General features: G+C 71.1%; 17 protein-coding genes. 11 read left to right on the top strand and 6 right to left on the bottom strand.

Annotation, left to right across the window (positions count from 1 at the left end; translation table 11 throughout):
* Positions 1-4: 4 nt before the first annotated feature.
* Positions 5-766, top strand: a complete 762-nt coding sequence (locus Q7L65_RS03395) for a MerR family transcriptional regulator (RefSeq protein WP_304718825.1) — start codon at positions 5-7, stop codon at positions 764-766.
* A gap of 4 nt (positions 767-770) precedes the next feature.
* Here the strand turns inward: Q7L65_RS03395 and Q7L65_RS03390 are convergent, their stop codons facing one another.
* Complete coding sequence (locus Q7L65_RS03390; RefSeq protein ID WP_304718824.1) at positions 771-1814, bottom strand: DUF2804 family protein; 1044 nt, start codon at positions 1812-1814, stop codon at positions 771-773.
* Positions 1815-1888: 74 nt separating this feature from the next.
* Here Q7L65_RS03390 and Q7L65_RS03385 point away from each other — a divergent pair, with 74 nt between their 5' ends.
* The 6 genes from Q7L65_RS03385 to Q7L65_RS03360 are packed head-to-tail and all read left to right on the top strand — an operon-like array spanning position 1889 to position 4481.
* Positions 1889-2788, top strand: a complete 900-nt coding sequence (locus Q7L65_RS03385) for a carbon-nitrogen hydrolase family protein (RefSeq protein WP_304718823.1) — start codon at positions 1889-1891, stop codon at positions 2786-2788.
* Positions 2788-3396, top strand: a complete 609-nt coding sequence (locus tag Q7L65_RS03380) for a TetR/AcrR family transcriptional regulator (protein ID WP_304718822.1) — start codon at positions 2788-2790, stop codon at positions 3394-3396. Before Q7L65_RS03385 ends, Q7L65_RS03380 begins: the two co-directional genes overlap by 1 nt.
* A gap of 39 nt (positions 3397-3435) precedes the next feature.
* A complete protein-coding gene (locus tag Q7L65_RS03375; RefSeq protein ID WP_304718821.1) occupies positions 3436-3573 on the top strand; it encodes a hypothetical protein in 138 nt (45 codons plus the stop codon).
* Positions 3570-3812 carry a hypothetical protein gene (locus Q7L65_RS03370; RefSeq protein ID WP_304718820.1) on the top strand — a complete coding sequence of 81 codons (243 nt, stop codon included), beginning with the start codon at positions 3570-3572 and terminating at the stop codon, positions 3810-3812. The genes Q7L65_RS03375 and Q7L65_RS03370 overlap by 4 nt, the downstream gene beginning before the upstream one ends.
* Positions 3802-4233 (top strand): phage holin family protein, encoded by a 432-nt coding sequence (locus tag Q7L65_RS03365; RefSeq protein ID WP_304718819.1) that lies wholly within the window; start codon positions 3802-3804, stop codon positions 4231-4233. The genes Q7L65_RS03370 and Q7L65_RS03365 overlap by 11 nt, the downstream gene beginning before the upstream one ends.
* Positions 4233-4481 (top strand): DUF3618 domain-containing protein, encoded by a 249-nt coding sequence (locus tag Q7L65_RS03360; protein ID WP_304718818.1) that lies wholly within the window; start codon positions 4233-4235, stop codon positions 4479-4481. Before Q7L65_RS03365 ends, Q7L65_RS03360 begins: the two co-directional genes overlap by 1 nt.
* 126 nt (positions 4482-4607) lie before the next feature.
* Here the strand turns inward: Q7L65_RS03360 and Q7L65_RS03355 are convergent, their stop codons facing one another.
* Positions 4608-4865, bottom strand: coding sequence for a hypothetical protein (locus Q7L65_RS03355; RefSeq protein ID WP_304718817.1), 258 nt, complete (start codon positions 4863-4865; stop codon positions 4608-4610).
* 156 nt (positions 4866-5021) lie between these two features.
* The gene (locus tag Q7L65_RS03350; RefSeq protein ID WP_304718816.1) at positions 5022-5879 is read right to left on the bottom strand and encodes a DegV family protein; all 858 of its coding nucleotides are present in this window, start codon (positions 5877-5879) and stop codon (positions 5022-5024) included.
* A 59-nt stretch (positions 5880-5938) separates the two neighbouring features.
* Here Q7L65_RS03350 and Q7L65_RS03345 point away from each other — a divergent pair, with 59 nt between their 5' ends.
* The gene (locus Q7L65_RS03345) at positions 5939-6220 is read left to right on the top strand and encodes a glutathione S-transferase N-terminal domain-containing protein (protein ID WP_304718815.1); all 282 of its coding nucleotides are present in this window, start codon (positions 5939-5941) and stop codon (positions 6218-6220) included.
* Positions 6221-6234: 14 nt separating this feature from the next.
* Positions 6235-7950 (top strand): hypothetical protein, encoded by a 1716-nt coding sequence (locus tag Q7L65_RS03340; RefSeq protein ID WP_304718814.1) that lies wholly within the window; start codon positions 6235-6237, stop codon positions 7948-7950.
* A gap of 63 nt (positions 7951-8013) precedes the next feature.
* Here the strand turns inward: Q7L65_RS03340 and grxD are convergent, their stop codons facing one another.
* Together grxD and Q7L65_RS03330 are read right to left on the bottom strand one after the other, a co-directional pair.
* Entirely contained in the window at positions 8014-8415 is a 402-nt protein-coding gene (grxD, locus tag Q7L65_RS03335; RefSeq protein ID WP_304718813.1) for a Grx4 family monothiol glutaredoxin, read from the bottom strand.
* On the bottom strand, positions 8412-8648 hold the full coding sequence (locus Q7L65_RS03330; protein ID WP_304718812.1) for a BolA family protein: 237 nt from the start codon (positions 8646-8648) through the stop codon (positions 8412-8414). Before Q7L65_RS03330 ends, grxD begins: the two co-directional genes overlap by 4 nt.
* Before the next feature lie 119 nt (positions 8649-8767).
* On the opposite strand from Q7L65_RS03330, the gene Q7L65_RS03325 reads away from it, so the two are divergent.
* Both Q7L65_RS03325 and Q7L65_RS03320 read left to right on the top strand, forming a co-directional pair.
* Positions 8768-9121: an iron-sulfur cluster assembly accessory protein gene (locus Q7L65_RS03325; protein WP_304718811.1), complete on the top strand. Its 354-nt coding sequence runs from the start codon at positions 8768-8770 to the stop codon at positions 9119-9121.
* A 111-nt stretch (positions 9122-9232) separates the two neighbouring features.
* On the top strand, positions 9233-11563 hold the full coding sequence (locus tag Q7L65_RS03320) for a flippase-like domain-containing protein (RefSeq protein ID WP_304718810.1): 2331 nt from the start codon (positions 9233-9235) through the stop codon (positions 11561-11563).
* A gap of 1 nt (position 11564) precedes the next feature.
* On the opposite strand, the gene metH is transcribed toward Q7L65_RS03320, so the two are convergent.
* A complete protein-coding gene (metH, locus tag Q7L65_RS03315) occupies positions 11565-15128 on the bottom strand; it encodes a methionine synthase (RefSeq protein WP_304718809.1) in 3564 nt (1187 codons plus the stop codon).
* Between the last annotated feature and the right edge of the window lie 29 nt (positions 15129-15157).

Below are 15157 nucleotides of genomic sequence, written 5' to 3'. Positions count from 1 at the left end.
GGCGGTGTCACGCGAGGACGGGCCGGCGGCCGCCGGCGAGGGCGGCGCGAGCCCGCGCGAGAACGGGCTGCTGAAGATGAGCGAGCTGGCCGAGCGCTCGGGCGTGTCCGCGGGCACGATCAAGCACTACCTGCGCGAGGGCCTGCTCGGCGACCAGAGCGACGTCGTGCGCACGAGTCGCAACATGGCCTACTACCCGCCCGACTTCGTCGATCGGATCAGGCTGATCAAGCGGCTGCAGGAGGAGCGCTTCATGCCGCTGCGCGTGATCCGCGACGCGCTGCGCGACGATCCCGCGCGGCTGGAGGCACGCGTCGAGTTGGAGGACCGGATCATCGAGCGCGCCGTCGCCCAGGGCGAGCGCACGCGCGTCTCGCGCACGGCGGTGCAGGAGCGCTACGACGTGCCGCGCAACGTGCTCGACCGGATGCAGCAGATCGGCGTGCTGACGCCGACCTCGCGCGGCTACGACGCCGACGACGTGCAGATCATCGAGGCGATCTCGCGCTTTCGCGCCGGCGGCTTCGAGGAGGCGATCGGCTTCACCGTCTACGACACGATCCGCTACCGCGAGGCGCTGCAGCCGCTCGTCGAGGAGGAGGTCGGCACGCTGCTGCATCGCCTCGCCGCCCGCGTCGACCCCGACCGCGCCGTCGAGATCGTCGCTTCGGGCACCGAGCCGTTGCGCGAACTGATCGGCGCTCTCCACTCCAAGCTCCTGCTCGCCGAGCTGCGCCGCCAACGCGACGAGCGACGGGAGCCGTGAGAGGTCACCAGAGGGCTGTGTGCCGCTCCATCACGCCGAAGCCCTCGGCGAGCGCGATACCGCCCGGGAGGGTGCCGCTGAACGTCCCGAACGGCTGGCGGTAGGAGCTGCGCACGAGCAGCATGTTCTCCTCGCGCTCGCGCACGGCCTCGGCGGCGAAGCGCAGCGTCGCGCCGTCGTCGGTCGAGACGCCGGAGAGGTCGGGCGCGAAGCGGGCCGGGGCGGTCTCCCGCGGCTCGCCGTCGAGCCAGACGGTCCGCTCGGAGCCGGTGAGCGGGTCGTTGATCCCCTCGACCAGGTTCCAGGCGGCGTCGCGACCGTCGTCGGTGCGCCCGACTCCGGCAGACCAACGCCAGGCGGTGCGACGGGCGTGGTAGCCGGCGCTGTCGTCGACGATCGCGCGCGCGTCGAGCGCGTGCGCGACGCCGTCGAGCACGACCTCGCCGTGGGCGCGCACGCCGCCCTGCTTGCGTGTCCAGGCGTAGGCGCCGCCGTGCGGGCAGACCGTTTCGACGCCGTCGACCTCGTCCAGCAGCAGGTCGATCTCGACGTCGTCGGCGCGCACCTGCACACGCCCCGGCCGGTCCATCCCGAGCACCACGCCCCGGTGCGACAGGCGCGTGCGCTCGCGCAATCGCGCTTCCCATGCACGGCTCCAGACCGCCCAGAACGACTGCTGCGCGACGCCGACGCGCACCGCCCCGACGCACAGCATCAGCTGATCGCCGTAGACGCCGACGTAGCGCCATTGCTTCAGCGGTCGCGTGCCGCGCCGCAGCGGCATCCGCGCCGGCGGGAGCGCCAGCGCGGCGATCGACGCCGGTCGCGCGCCACCGTAGCGCGCGCGGTAGGGGCCGAAGGGGCCAGACAAGGCGAGGTCGCCCGTCGCAGCGCCGTCAACAGGCAGGACCACGGCGGCGCTGGGCGCGGGCGTGGCGGCGGCGCTCGGCGGGCTGCCTGTCGCCGCGCCGGCGTCGTTGGCAGCCGCCTTCGCCGGGGCGGAGTTCCCGCTGGAGACGACGTGTGGATCGTCGGTCGATGACGCCATGCGGCTGCGGTATCCTTCGGCCTTCGGGATTGACTGACCAGTCAATCTGCCCTGCCTTGGAGGATCACCACACCGTGCGCGCCGCGGCGATCCAGATGAACTCTACTGAGGATCGCGACCGCAACCTCGCGGTTGCCGATCGACTCGTCCGCGCCGCCGCCCGCGACGGCGCGGCGCTCGTCGCGCTGCCGGAGAAGTGGAGCGTGCTCGGGACGCCCGAGCAGCTCGCGGCCGGTGCCGAGACGCTCGACGGCCCCGCGATCTCGTGGGCGCGTGCGACCGCGCGCGAGCTGCAGATCGACCTCGTCGCCGGCTCGATCGTCGAGCACGTCGAGGGCCGCGAGAAGCGCTCCAACACGAGCGTCCACGTCGGCCCCGACGGCGAGATCCGCGCGACCTACCGCAAGGTCCACCTGTTCGACGTCGAGGTCTCCGGCACCGCCTACCGCGAGTCCGACGGCGAGGAGCCGGGGGAGGAGCTGGTGACGAGCGCGCTCGGCAGCGCGCCCGTCGCGGCGTCCGCTGCTGCCGCCGGCGACGACGCCATCGCCGCAGCCGCGGAGCCCGTCGAGCTGGGCATGGCGATCTGTTACGACCTGCGCTTCCCGGAGCTGTTCCGCATCCTCGCGCTGCGCGGCGCGCACGTCGTGACGCTGCCGTCGGCGTTCACGCTCGCGACCACGCGCGACCATTGGGAGGTGCTCGTGCGCGCACGAGCGATCGAGAACCAGTGCTTCGTCGTGGCGCCCAACCAGATCGGCGCCCACCCGCCCGGCAACCGCTCCGGCGGGCGCTCGATGATCGTCGACCCGTGGGGCCTCGTGCTCGCGCTCGCGCCGGACGACGAGGGGCACGTCGTCGCCGAGCTGGACCTCGAGCGCCAGCGGCAGATCCGCGCGACGCTGCCGTCGCTGGCGAACCGGCGCCCGCAGACCTACGCCTGGCCCGAGCAGCGCGTCGAGGCGGCGGTCTGATGGCGCGCACGCAGGCCGCGGTCGACAAGCGGCGCCTGATCCTCGACGCGGCGGTCCACGTCTTCGCGCGCACCGGCTTCCACACCTGTCGCGTGTCCGACATCGCCGACGAGGCGAGAGTCGCCTACGGCCTCGTCTACCACTACTTCAAGAGCAAGGACGAGATCCTCGACACGCTCTTCCTCGAGCGCTGGGACATCCTCCTGCACGCGATCACCGAGGTGGACGCGCAGGAGATCCCGCCGAGACAGAAGCTCTACGCGATCGCCTCGTTCATCGTCGACTCCTACCGGCACGACCCGGACCTGATGAAGGTGATCATCGTCGAGGTCACACGTGCGGCGAACACGTTCGGCCGCACGCACCTGCCGCAGATCCGCCAGGCGTACGTGCAGATCGCGGCGATCGTCGACAGAGCGCAGCGCGAGGGCGTCTTCCGCGACGACGTCACTCCGGACTTCGCCGCGCTTGCCTTCTATGGCGCCGTCGAGCAGGTTCTGACAGGCTGGATCTTCTCGTTGCTCCCGGTCGGCGATCGGGAATATGAGAATGCCAAGACCCTTATTGTCGAGACGATCTGCGGTGGGCTGGAGCGCGTCGAGGGTTAGCGCGAAGCCGCCGGGAGAGCTGATTGAATGCCTGAGCTGATGAAGGAAAGCGATCTCGTCAAGCGACTCGTCTGGTCCGGCCTGCTGGCCGGGATCGGCGCGCTCGCCAGCATTGCGACCCAGCGGCTCGCGACGCTGATCTGGACCCGCGCCTTCGGCGAGGAGCCGCCGGAGTGAGCGCGTCGAACCCTGGCGTCCCGCCCGTCGGCGGCCGTGAGGCCGCGGCCGGCGAGGCCGCGCCGACGGTCGCGCAGGCGACCGTGAGCGTGCCGCTCGGCGCGCCCGCCGGCCCGCCGCCGCCGAAGGCGCCGCTGACGATCCCCGGCCTGCCCCTCGACAGACCCGAGCTGCACGTGGGCGCCGCATTCGCCGGCGGCCTCCTGCTCGCAACGGTCCTCAAGCGCTTTGCCCGCTGACGATCCGACACCCAGAAGCATCGCCCAGGCGATCACCGAGGTCTCCGAGAAGGCCTCGCTGCTGGTGCGCGAGGAGATCGAGCTCGCGAAGGCCGAGATCAGCGCCAGAGTGACGAAGCTCGTCAAGGGCGCGATCGTCGGCATCGCCGCCGGCATCTTCGTCGTCGTCGGCCTGCTCTACCTGCTCGAATCGGCTGCCTGGGGCGTCTGGAAGCTGAGCGGCTGGGGCCAGAACTACTGGTTCGGCTTCCTCGTCGTCGCGCTCGTGCTGTTCCTGCTCGGAGCACTCGCCGGCATGCTGGCGTACAAGGCTGTCAAGGCCGGCTCGCCGCCGTCGCCGGAGATGGCGATCGCAGAGGCGAAGAAGATCAAGCAGACGGTGTCGGGCGACGACACCCCGTCCGTCAGAGGGGTCTCCTGATGCCCGCCGCACCGCGCACGCCGGAACAGATCCGCGCCTCGATCGAGGCCAACCGCAGAGACCTCGGCGCGTCGCTGGAGACGCTGCGCGGCCACGTCGAGGAGCTGACCGACTGGCGCAAGCAGTTGGCCGCGAAGCAGACCGAGGCGATCGTCGCCGCGGCCGTCACCGGCTTCGTGATCGGCGGCGGTATCGCCGCCGTCGGCGGGATCCTGTTCGGCCGCCGGAAGAAGCGGCGCCGCCGCTAGCAGCGCCCGGCGCGGGCGAGCGATCCGCTGCCAGCGGATCGCGGCCCGCACCGCGATTCGCTGCAGCGGAGTCGTTGCGCGTGCCCCGATCCGGTGCGCCCGGCCCGGGGTTCGCGGGCCGCGCCGCTAGCGGATCGCGGCCCGCATCGCCGCCTGCGCCCGCTGATCCGGCGCGCTGCGCTGCGCCACCGGGGCGGCGCGCCGGGTGCGGAAACGCGATCTCTGCTGCCCTGGCAGGGCGGCTCTCGCCGCCTTCGCCCCGATGCCGCCGAAGCGGCGGTCACGGCGATCGGCACGACCGGCTGCGACGGTGACCGCGACGATCAGCGCGGACAGCGCGATCCACACGGCGACGACGATGCCGATGATCTGGAGAAGGTCCATCCCCGGTCTCCCTTGTGCGTTGTTCTCGCGAGTGAAACGACGACCTGTCGCCCTCTCGCAAGTTCCCGAGTCCACACAGTTTCCGCTCTCGGTGGATCGGAAACGTGAAAGTTCTGCAGCTTTTGGGAGCTTCGGAGAGCGAAGCCTACCGGCCGGCTAGGACAGGTAACTGAGCGGCACGGCGCCGGCACCCAGCAGGCCGGGCCCGACGTGCGTCCCGATCACCGGGCCGACCTCCGACACGAAGACCGGGTCGGTGCCGAATATCTCGCGCCCGCGCGCGACCAGCCGCGCGCACTCGTCCGGCGCCTGGATGTGCTGGATCACCCAGCCCTCGGCGCCGTCGTCCTTGCGCGTGCGGAGATAGTCGACGAGCCGCTCGAACGCGCGCCCGGAGGTGCGCACGCGCTCGATCGGCGTGATCTCCGAGTCGACCGTGAGGATCGGCTTGATCCGCAGCGCCGAGCCGACCCACGCCTGCGCGGCCGCGATCCGGCCGCCCCGGCGCAGGAACTCGAGCGTGTCGATCGCGAACCACATCTTCAGTTCCGCGCGCGCGGCGCGCGCGTGGGCGACGACGTCCTCCGCGCTGGTCCCGCGCACGGCGGCGGCGTGTGCGGCCAGCACGACGAGCCCCTCGCCGCCGCAGGCGCTCTCGGAGTCGAGCACGTGCACGCGCGGCGCGCGTTCGCCCAGCTGCTCGCGCGCCTGCTGGGCGGCACCGACCGTGCCCGACATCCCGCCCGCGAGGTGGATCGAGACGATGTCGCGCCCCGCGTCCAGCAGCGGCTCGTAGACGGCGAGGAAGTCGCCGATCGACGGCTGCGACGTGGTCGGCAGGCTCGGCGTCGAGGAGAGGTGGTCGTAGTAGCGGTCGAAGTCCGGCAGCGCGGACTCCCTGTCCTCGCGCCCGTCCCAGTGGACGTAGAGGCTGACCTCGTGGATCCCCCGCGCCGCGACCAGCTGGCGCGGCAGGTAATGGCACGTGTCGGTGACGATCGCAACGGACGCCATGCCGGCGACCCTAGTCGATCTCCACGATTCAACATGCACTTCGTCACACTTCGCACGGAATGGATGATCCGGTCACGACGCTCTACCGCTGTCCGACGCCGACCGACGTGCTGTGCCCGTGCGGGCGCGTCGCGCGGGCGCTGCGGCGCGCCGGGATCCCCTACGAGCAGGTGCGCGTGCCATATCGCCGCTCGCGCCGGGCGCAGGTCGAGGCCCTCAGCGGTCAGCCGCGCGTGCCGCTGCTGGTGTCCGACGACGGCGCGGTGATCTGCGACTCGCACCGGATCGTAGAGCAGCTTGAATGGCGCGTTCGCCGCACAGCTCAGCTTCAGGATCGATGACTACAGTGCCGCGGATGTACGCCCGCGTCATCACCGTGACAGCGTTCGCTGCCACCCTCGCAGCGCCGGCCGTGGCCGCCGCCAGAGATCCGATCGTGCCGCTCTCCGACATCCACCGCGGCATGACGTGCACTGCGCGCACGGTCGTGCAGGGGACGGAGATCACGAGCTTCGGCGTCGAGGTGCTCGACGTCGTCAACGACATCGACGGAAGCGGCCCGAGGATCCTCGTGCGCGTCACCGGCGACGCCGTCGCCGGCAGCGGGATCGCCTCCGGCTTCTCCGGCTCGCCCGTCTACTGCGCAGGCAGAGACGGCGCGATCGGCAACGCGGGCGCGGTCTCGGCGACGGTCGGGCAGTACGGCAACGACGTCGGGCTCGTGACGCCGATCCAGCGGATGCTCGGGCTCGCCGTGAAGCCGCCGTCGGGCGCGCGCGCGGCGACCAAGGCGGAGCGCGCGAGCGCCAGAGCGGTCGCGACGCCGCTGATGATCAGCGGTCTCTCGCCGGCGCTCGCCAAGCTCGCGGAGGAGTCCAGCCGCGCGCACGGGCGCACGCTCGTCGCGGCGCCGGTCGGCCCGCTGGCCAGCTTCGCGCCGCAGCCGCTGGTGCCGGGCGCCTCGATGGGCGCGGCCTACTCGACCGGCGCGCTCGCGCTGAGCGCGATCGGCACCGTCACCTACCGCGACGGCAACGCGATCTGGGGCTTCGGGCATCAGTTCGACGGCGTCGGACGCCGCTCGCTGCCGCTCCAGGACGCGTATGTCTTCACCGTGATCGACAACCCGCTCGACACGAGCGAGTCGACCTCCTACAAGCTCGCCGCGCCCGGCCACACGCTCGGCACGCTCTCCAACGACGCCTCGTCGGCGGTCGTCGGCAGCGTCGGCGAGAGAGCGCCGACGACGCCGGTCACCGTGACGGTGCGCGACCGCGACCGCGGCAAGACGGTGCGCCAGCGGACCGAGGTCGCCGACGAGACCGCCGTCGGCGATCCGCTCGGCTACGGGCTGCTGCCGACGGTCGCGCCGCTCGCCGTCGCGCAGGCGGTCACGACAGCGTTCGACGGCGCGACGGCGCGTGAGACCGGTCGCCTCTGCCTGCGTGTGACGGTGAGAGGTCAGAGAACGCCGCTGAGATTCTGCAACCGCTACGTCGTCAACGGGTCCGACACCAGCGGCGTGCCGGCGCTCGCGCTCGCGATGGGCGGCGACGTGACGACGGCGCTGAGCGCGATCGACACCGCCCGCTACGCGGCGCTGGACGTGACGAAGGTCGACGCCGACATCTCGTTCGAGCGCGGGCTGGCGCTGGCGACGATCCTCGACGCGAAGGGTCCGAGCACCGTCAGACGCGGCGGCACTGCGCGCGTGAAGCTGCGCCTGCGCGAGGACCGCGGCCCGCTGAGAACGATCTCGGTCGCGCTGAGAATCCCGCGTGACGCCCCGCTCGGCGAGCGCACGCTGCGGCTCTCCGGACGCTCGCTCGACGGCGCGGACGGCGGCGACGGCACGACGATCGTGCTCGACCTGGGCGGCGGCAGCGGCGAGGACGGCTCCAGCGGCAGCGGCGCGCTCAGCTACGGCCAGGTCAGAAGCGGCTTCGAGTCCGCCCAGCGCTACGACGGGCTGACGGCGAAGATCGACAAGACCCGCTGGCGCGCCTTCCGCGACGACGCGATGCGGATCGACGGCCGCGGGACGCTCAGCGTGACGGTCGTCAGAGGCTGAGGCAAGAGAAGGGCGCGCCCGCGTCGCGGGCGCGCCTGACGCTTCAGAACAGCCGGATCCTCCTCAGGAAAGCCGGTTCTCGATCGAGAGCGGCGCCGAGCCGGCGGCGGTCTCGCTCTCGGGGGCGGCGGCAGCTTCCGGCTGCTCGACGCCGAGCACCTCGGCCAGCTCGCCGCTCTCGTACATCTCGGCGACGATGTCGGCGCCGCCGACCAGCTCGCCTCTGACGAACAGTTGCGGGATCGTCGGCCACTGCGAGATCGCCGACAACTCCTGGCGGATGCGCGGGTCGGGCAGGATGTCGACGGCCGCGAACGGCGCGTCGAGCGACTGCAGCGCTCCCGCGGTGCGCGCGGAGAAGCCGCACATCGGCTGCTCCGGCGTGCCCTTCATGAACAGGATGACCGGGTTCTCGGCGATCGCCGCTTGGATCGCGTCCCGGAGGGGGTTCGTCTCTTCGCTCACGATGAAGTCCTCACTGGAGCCTTGGTCTGCAGGGAGAGCGCGTGGATGCTGCTGCCGAGCTCTCCCTCGAACACGTCGTAGACGAGCCGGTGCTGCGCGATCCGGCTCAGCCCTTCGAACTGCTGGGCGACGACGACCGCCTCGAAATGCTGTCCGTCGGCGCCGGAGACCTGCGCAGCCGCGCCTGGAATCGCCGCCTCGATACGCTGCTTCAACTCTTCGCTCGTCGCCATGACCTTCAAGGGTAGCGATGCTCGCGGTGGCGCCGAGGGGTCGCTACACTGAATGAAGCAATGGAGCGCCACGGGGCGCATCCAGGCTTGAGCTTCAAGCGAACCCGACGGAGACGCACATGATCACGCTCACCGACAAAGGCGCCGAGAAGGTCCACGAGTTTCTCGCCTCACAGGGATCCGAGGTCGCCACGGCCGGACTGCGCGTCGGCGTTCGCGGCGGCGGCTGCTCGGGCTTTCAGTACGCGCTCGCATTCGACCAGGAGCGCGACGGCGACGTCGTGTTCGAGGACAGAGGCATCCGCCTGCTGGTCGACAAGCCGAGCCTGCCGTACGTGCACGGCTCCGTGATCGACTACGTCGACGAGATGCAGGGCGCCGGCTTCAAGGTCGACAACCCCAACGTCGTCGCGGCCTGCGGCTGCGGCTCCTCTTTCCGCGTGGCGGAGGAGGAAGAGGTCTCCGCGGTCTGAGCATTCGGAGGGCTCTCGGCGCATGCGCAGATGCGTGGCGCATGAGAGCTCTGTAAAGGTTCGGCTGCCCCCAGTCGATCACTCCGAGATCCGCGATAGCATCCCGTCCCGATGCGCATAGCCCTGGTCTCACCGTATTCGTGGACCTATCCGGGCGGCGTCACTCGGCACATCGAGGCCCTTGCTGAGTCGTTTCTGACCGACGGCCACGATGTGCGCGTACTGGCGCCCTTCGATCCTGACGATCGCCGGAGTCGGTTGCTGCACAGAGGTGCTGCCCCTCAGGCGCGCCCCGTGCCGGACTACCTGATCCCGCTCGGCGGGACGATCGGGTTCCGCGCCAACGGCGCCGTCTCGAACCTGATGGCGACGCCGTCGGGCGTGCTGAAGATGCGCAACGAACTGCGCAGCGGCGGCTACGACGTCGTCCACCTGCATGAGCCGGTCGCGCCGAGACTGAGCTGGGACGCGCTCGTGAGCACGAACGCGCCGCTGGTCGGCACGTTCCACGCGTACTCGGCCAATCGCTTCTCCAACAACGTCGCGAACGTGCTCGGCGCGCGCCGCATGCTCAACCACCTGCACGTGCGGATCGCCGTGTCGGAGGCGGCGGCGTGGACGGCGACGCGCTTCTACGGCGGTCGCTACCGCGTGGTCCCCAACGGCGTGGCGGTGCCGGACCTCGGCGCGCCGAAGCAGCCGTCGGACAGGCTGCGGATCGCGTTCGTCGGCCAGGCCGTCGAGCGCAAGGGGCTGCCGGTGCTGCTGCGCGCCTTCGAGGCGCTGCGCGAGCACATCCCGGTCGAGCTGACGGTCGTCGGCGCCAACCGCGAAGAGGTCGAGCCGCTGCTGTTGGACGACCGCGGCATCACCGTGCTCGGCCGCGTCGACGACGACGAGAAGCGCCGCGTGCTGGAGCAGTCCGACGTGCTGTGCGCGCCGTCGCTCGGCGGCGAGAGCTTCGGGATGGTGCTGACGGAGGCGTTCGCCGCCGGCACGCCTGTCGTCGCCTCCGACATCGCCGGCTACCGCGACGTCGTGCGCGACGGACTCGACGGCGTGCTCGTGCCGCGCGGCGACGCGACCGCGCTCGCCGAGACGCTGCGCGACCTCTGGCTGGATCCGAGACGGCGCGCCGCGATGGGCGTCGCCGCCGCCGTGCACGCGCAGCGGTTCGCCTGGCCGAGGGTCTCCGCCGAGGTCGTCGAGGCCTACCAGGACGCGATCGAGACGCCCGCGCCGCGCACGACGAAGGAGCGCATCGGCGTGCGGATCGGAACGATCCCCGCCGACCTGCGGCCGAAGGTGCGCGCGCAGCCGCGACTGCCCAGCATCGAGCCGCCGCGCGTCGCCGGCACGCGCCGGCCCGCGCTGGTGCTGCTGCGCCGTGTCGTGATGGCGCTGCTGGCGCTCGCCGTCGTCGGCGGCGCGGTGCTTGCGTTCCGTCGCATCGGCGTCGACAAGGTCGGCTCGGCGCTGCTGGACTCGAGCCCGCCGTGGGTGCTCGCCGGTCTTGGGATCATGTGCGCCTCGATGGCCGTCCGCGCCGTCGCATGGGAGGCGATCCTGAAGGCCGCCCTGCCAGATGCGCGCGTGCGCTTGCGCGACGCGATGCAGGGGACGTTCATCGGCGTGCTGATGTCCGCGACGCTGCCGGCCCGCCTCGGCGAGCCGTCGCGTGCGCTGATCGTCGCGCGCCGCACCGGGCGCCCGCGCGAGCACTTCCCGATCGTGCTCGGCACGATCGTCTCGCAGACGCTGCTGAACCTGCTCGCGCTCGCGCTGCTCGGCATCGTGACGCTGTCGTCGGTGAAGATCTTCAGAGGCCATCAGGACGCGCTCCTGGTCGCGACGATCGCGCCGCTGGTGCTGCTGGCGATCGTGCTGATCGCGCCCCCGCTGCTGAAAGCCGGGCGCCACTCGCGTTATTCGAGAGTGCAGGAGCTGATGGCCCAAGCCCGCCGGGCGCTCGCGCGCGTGCGCGACGGCCTCGCGGTCTTCCGCCAGCCGCGGCTCGGTGCCGTCGCGCTGGTCGCGCAGCTCGGCGCGTGGCTGCTGCAGTGGCTCTCCTGCTACGTGCTGCTCGTCGCCTTCGGGCTCGACGACCAGGCTGGGATCGGCGCCGCCGCGGCGGTCCTGTTCGCGGTCAACGTGACAGCGGTGCTGCCCGCGACGCCGTCGAACCTCGGCATCTTCCAGGCCGCCTGCGTCGTCGTGCTGAGCAACGGCTACGGCGTCTCGCACGCCGATGCGCTCGGCTACGGCATCGTCCTGCAGGCGGTCGAGATCGCGACGGCCGTGCTGATGGGAATGCCGGCGCTGCTGAAGGAGGGACTGTCCTGGAAGGACGTCCGCCTGCGCGCGATGCAGACCTCGCCGGTCAAGCTGCACGCGCAGCCGCGCCACGGCGCTGCCCAGCAGGGCAACGCCGCGGAAGCCTGACCTACCGCGCTGCGGTCCCCTCGACCTCTTCCTCGATCGCCCCTTCGCGCGGGTCGTCGTCGAGCGAGGCGGCGTCGAGCAGGCTCGGGTCGCGGTCGGAGCCGGCGATGATGTCGTCCGGCGCCTTCTCCTTCGGCAGGTGGCCGCTTCTCATGCCGAAGTAGACCGCCTGCGGGTGGTGCGCGACGATCGCGACGGTCGACTGCTCCGGCTCGACGGCGTAGCCGCCGGACAGGCGCATGCCGATCGACTGCGCGTCGAGCAGGTCGAAGACCTTCTCGTGCTCGGACTGGTCCGGGCAGGCGGGGTAGCCCCACGAGTAGCGGCGGCCCTCGTCGAGGTCGATGCCGAGGTCGCTGCGGACTCTCGCGTGCGTCCACTCGGCCATCGCCTCCGCGGTCTGCACGCCGAGGCCGTGGACGAACAGCTGCTCGGCGAACTCGCCCTCCTGCTCGAGTCTCGCCATCAGCTCGGTGACCTCGTCGCCGGCGGTCACGACCTGCAGCGCGACGACGTCGCGCTCGCCGCTGTCGAGCGGGCGGTAGAAGTCGGCGAGGCAGATGCGGTCGTGGCGCGGCTGACGCGGGAAGACGAGCCGGTGCAGCTCGCGGTCCTGGTCCTCGGGGTCGAAGACGATCAGCTCGTTGCCGACGCTGTTGCAGGGGAAGTAGCCGAGCTTCGCGCGCGGATGCAGGTAGGTCTGCTCGCGCCACATGCGCTCCAGCCGCGGCACGAAGTTGTCGCGCAGCAGCTCTCTCCAGGCCTCGCCCTTGACGCCGCGCCCGCCCCAGTGCAGCTTGAAGAGGACGTGCGTGTCGATGTGGTGCCAGACCTCGTCGAGCGGCACGTCGAGCTCGCGCACGCCCCACCACGGCGGCGTCGGCACGGGCAGGTCGGTGCGCGCCGCGGAGCGGACGCTGTCGTCGGTGACCGGGGGGCCGGTGTCGACCACGACGGGCTTCTCGCGCAGTCTTCTGGCCGCGCCGCGCACTTGCGCGACGAGCGCCTCGCGCGCGTCGTCGTCGATCAGCTGGTCCATCTTCGCCAGTCCCTCGAACGCGTCCTTGCAGTAGAAGACGCCGGGCGCATAGACGTCGTCGGCCTCTCTGCCATGCGGGTAGAGGATCCGCAGGCTGAAGTCGCGGTTGATCGCGGCGCCGCCGATCAGGACCGGGTAGGGCAGCTCGCGTTGGTGCAGCTCCTGGACGGCGAGCGGCATCTGCTTGGAGGTCGAGACGAGCAGCGCGGAAAGGCCGATCGCGGTCGCTCTGTGCTCCTGCGCGGCGTCGAGGATCGTCGAGACCGGGACCTGCTTGCCGAGGTCGACGACCGTGTAGCCGTTGTTCGTCAGGATCGTGTTGACGAGCGACTTGCCGATGTCGTGCACGTCTCCGAAGACGGTCGCGAGCACGACCGTGCCCTTCGTGTAGCCCTCGAGCCGGTCGAGGTAGTTCTCCAGCCGCGCGACGGCCTTCTTCATGACCTCCGCGCTCTGCAGCACGAACGGCAGGATCAGCTCGCCGGCGCCGAACTTGTCGCCGACCTCCTTCATCGCCGGCAGCAGCACGTCGTTGAGCGTCGGGACCGCGCCGATCTTCTCGACCGACTTGTCGATCCAGTCCTCGACGCCGTCCTTCTTGCGCCGCAGAATGTGGAAGTGCAGCGCCTGCTCGGGCTCCATCCCGGCGGTCGGGTCGGCGCTCTCGGCCTCGCTCGACTCGCCCTTCTCCTCGAAGTGCTCGATGAAGCGCTGGGTCGCGTCGTCGCGTCTGTTGAAGACGAGGTCGTCGGCGAGGTCGCGCTCGTTCTGTGGGATCTCCGAGTACGGCGTGACGTCCTTCGGGTGCACCATCGCGAGGTCGAGGCCGGCCTCGACGCAGTGGTGCAGGAAGACCGAGTTGAGCACCTCGCGCGCCGCTCTGCCGAAGCCGAACGAGACGTTGGAGACGCCGAGCGACGTCAGCACGCCGGGCAGCGCGGCCTTGATCTCGCGGATTCCCTCGATCGTCTCGACGGCCGAGTCCTTGAACTCGTCCGAGCCGGTCGCGAGCGTGAACGTGAGCGCGTCGAAGATCAGCAGCTCAGGCGTCAGGCCGTGCTCCTCGACGACGTACTGGTGGATGCGGCGGGCGACGTCGACCTTGCGCTGGCGCGTCTTCGCCATCGACTCCTCGTCGATCGTGAGCGCGATCAGCGCGGCGCCATGCTCGATGCAGAGCGGCGTGACGAGGTCGAGCTTGTCGCGGCCGGCCTCGAGGTTGACGGAGTTGACGATGCCGCGGCCGGGGATGTGCTCCAGCGCCGCCTTCATCACGTCGGGCTCGGTCGAGTCGATCTGGATCGGCGCCGGCAGCGACAGCGAGACGCGCTTGACGAGCTCGCTCATCTGCTCGGCCTCGTCCTGGCGCTCGGTCAGCGCGACGCAGAGGTCGAGCACGTGGGCGCCCAGCTCGACCTGGTTCTCGGCGATCTGCAGCAGGCCGTCGTAGTCGTCGGCGAGCAGCAGCTCCTTCGCCTTGCGCGAACCCTGCGAGTTGACGCGCTCGCCGACGATCGTCGGGCGCGGCTGCTGCGCCAGCAGCGTGTCGGCGATCATCGAGGAGACGTGCGGCGGGCGCGCGGCGGGGCGCGGTTGCACGGCACGGCCCTTGACGGACTCGGCGAGCACGCGGATGTGCTCGGGCGTCGTGCCGCAGCAGCCGCCGACGATGCCGACGCCGTAGCGCTCGACGAACTCCGTCAGGACCGCCGCGAGCGGCTCCGGCTGCTCGGGGAAGATCGTCTCGCCGTCCGGGCCCTGCAGCGGCAGGCCGGCGTTCGGGATGCAGTGGACGGGGAGGGGGGAGAACTCGCCGAGGAAGCGGATCGCGTCGCGCATGTCCTCGGGGCCGGTCGAGCAGTTGAGGCCGATCGCCTGCACGTCGAGCGCGGTGAGCGTCGTCAGCACGGCGGAGATGTCGGTGCCGAGCAGCATCTTGCCGCCGTTGGGCAGCAGCGAGACGGAGACCTGGATCGGCAGCGTTCTGCCGGTCGTCTTGAACGCCTCGCGCGCGCCGAAGATCGATGCCTTCACCTCGAGGATGTCCTGCGCGGTCTCGATCATCAGCAGGTCGGCGCCGCCCTCGATCAGGCCGGTCGCCTGCTCGGCGAAGACCTCGACGAGTCTGCCGAAGGAGATGTTGCCGAGCGTCGGGTCGTCGGACGCGGGCAGGAAGCCGGTCGGGCCGATCGAGCCGGCGACGAAGCGCGCGTCGCCCGCCGCTCTGCGCGCGATCTCCGCACCTCTGCGGTTGATCTCCAGCGTGTGCTCCCCGAGGCCCCACTCCTCGAGCTTCAGCCGCGACGCCTGAAAGGTGTCGGTCTCGACGACGTCGGCGCCGGCTTCGAGCATCGAGGCGTGCACGCCCTCGATCACGTCGGGACGGTTGAGGATCAGCGCCTCGTGGCACTTGCCCTGCAGTCCGCCGTAGTCCTCCGCGGTCAGCTCGAACTGCTCGAGCGTGGCGCCCATGCCCCCGTCGAAGACGACGACACGGCTGCGGATGGCATCGAGGTAGTCACGCATGCTCCGATCCTACCAGCGCGCAGCCCAAC

The sequence above is a fragment of the Conexibacter sp. CPCC 206217 genome, assembly GCF_030646165.1.
Taxonomy (GTDB): Bacteria; Actinomycetota; Thermoleophilia; order Solirubrobacterales; family Solirubrobacteraceae; genus Conexibacter.
This window is presented reverse-complemented; position numbering and strand designations above follow the sequence as displayed.

Coding starts and splice junctions, on each gene's coding strand:
- Q7L65_RS03390 (WP_304718824.1), bottom strand. CDS start 1,814: ATGGCGTCATCGACCGACGATCCACACGTCGTCTCCAGCGGGAACTCC.
- Q7L65_RS03320 (WP_304718810.1), top strand. CDS start 9,233: ATGCGCATAGCCCTGGTCTCACCGTATTCGTGGACCTATCCGGGCGGC.
- Q7L65_RS03330 (WP_304718812.1), bottom strand. CDS start 8,648: ATGGCGACGAGCGAAGAGTTGAAGCAGCGTATCGAGGCGGCGATTCCA.
- Q7L65_RS03345 (WP_304718815.1), top strand. CDS start 5,939: ATGGATGATCCGGTCACGACGCTCTACCGCTGTCCGACGCCGACCGAC.
- Q7L65_RS03325 (WP_304718811.1), top strand. CDS start 8,768: ATGATCACGCTCACCGACAAAGGCGCCGAGAAGGTCCACGAGTTTCTC.
- Q7L65_RS03380 (WP_304718822.1), top strand. CDS start 2,788: ATGGCGCGCACGCAGGCCGCGGTCGACAAGCGGCGCCTGATCCTCGAC.
- Q7L65_RS03360 (WP_304718818.1), top strand. CDS start 4,233: ATGCCCGCCGCACCGCGCACGCCGGAACAGATCCGCGCCTCGATCGAG.
- Q7L65_RS03375 (WP_304718821.1), top strand. CDS start 3,436: ATGAAGGAAAGCGATCTCGTCAAGCGACTCGTCTGGTCCGGCCTGCTG.
- Q7L65_RS03340 (WP_304718814.1), top strand. CDS start 6,235: ATGTACGCCCGCGTCATCACCGTGACAGCGTTCGCTGCCACCCTCGCA.
- Q7L65_RS03355 (WP_304718817.1), bottom strand. CDS start 4,865: ATGGACCTTCTCCAGATCATCGGCATCGTCGTCGCCGTGTGGATCGCG.
- Q7L65_RS03350 (WP_304718816.1), bottom strand. CDS start 5,879: ATGGCGTCCGTTGCGATCGTCACCGACACGTGCCATTACCTGCCGCGC.
- metH (WP_304718809.1), bottom strand. CDS start 15,128: ATGCGTGACTACCTCGATGCCATCCGCAGCCGTGTCGTCGTCTTCGAC.